At 75.0% G+C, this 1,146-nt stretch carries 1 protein-coding gene and 1 pseudogene; both read left to right on the top strand.

The window, feature by feature from the left end:
- A partial coding sequence (locus AC5LSR_RS23150) for an AAA family ATPase (RefSeq protein ID WP_493469023.1) occupies positions 1-895 on the top strand: 895 nt, incomplete at its 5' end.
- Positions 850-1,146, top strand: a pseudogene (locus tag AC5LSR_RS23145) (hypothetical protein); the annotation flags it as partial. The gene AC5LSR_RS23150 and the pseudogene AC5LSR_RS23145, both read left to right, overlap by 46 nt.

The raw sequence follows: 1,146 nt of genomic DNA, 5'->3' as shown, positions 1-1,146 counted from the left end.
GCCGGGGCGGACGGCCCGGTGCGGTCCGGGCGGGCGGCGACCGCGGGCTGGGCGCAAGCGCTCCTTCCCCCGGCTGCCGGCCATGCGGGAGGTGCCGCCGCGCAACGACTTCTTCGTCGGCCGGGACCGGACGCTGCTGGAGCTGCGCGACCAGCTGGCGGCGCTGCGCCCGGCCACGGTCGCGCTCCACGGGATGGCGGGGATCGGGAAGACCCAGCTGGCCCGGGAGTTCGCCTGGCGGTTCGCCGCCGACTACCAGCTTGTCTGGTGGATCGACGCGGCAGGCGGACTCACCGCGCAGGCCGGGGTCGCCGCGGTCAACGACGCGCTCGGGGAGCCCGTGCCGGCCGGCCCGGCCGGCACCGCGCAGGCGGTGGTCAGGGCGCTGTCACGGATGGCGGCCACCGGCCGCCCCTGGCTGCTGATCTACGACAACGTCGAGGACGTGCAGGACGTCGCCGACCTGCTCCCGCACGGCGGCCACATTCTGATCACCTCCCGGAGCCGGGCGTTCCGGCAGGTCGGCACGCCCACCCCGGTCGAGCCGCTGGCCCGGGCCGAGACCGTGGAGCTGCTGACCCGCCGGATCGACGGCCTGGATCCGGCACTGGCGGACCTGCTCGCCACCGAGATCGGTGACCTCCCGCTGGCGGCGGCACAGATCGCCGCCTACCTCGACACCACCCCGATGGACCCGGCCGCCTACCTGGGCCTGTTCCGGGCCGAGCAGGCCCGGATAGCCGCCCTCGGCCATCCGGTGGACTACCCCCGCACAGCACCGCCGCCGCGATCGGGCTGTCCGCCGACGCGCTCACCGGCCGGTCACCCGCGGCCGCCGCCCTGCTCGAGGTGTGTACGTTCCTCGCGCCCACCGGCGTCCCGCTGGACCTGCTGACCGCCCACCCGGAGGTCTTCGAGGACCCGCTGACAACGGCCCTGGGAGATCCCCAACGGCTGGCAGAGGCGGGGGAGATCAACCGCTCCTCACTGGCACAGATCGACCACGACCTGCTGGTCATGCACCGCCTCGTCCGCGCCGTGCTACGAGAACGAATGGGCCCACAACAGGAAGCCGGCTGGCAGGCCCGGGCGCACGCCCTGCTCACCGCCGCCCACCCCGGGGATCCGGGCGAGCCGATCCGGTGG

The sequence above is a fragment of the Protofrankia sp. CiP1_Cm_nod4 genome, assembly GCF_982290645.1.
The sequence above is the reverse complement of the archived record's forward strand: the minus strand, read 5'-3'. Positions and strand labels throughout refer to the sequence as shown.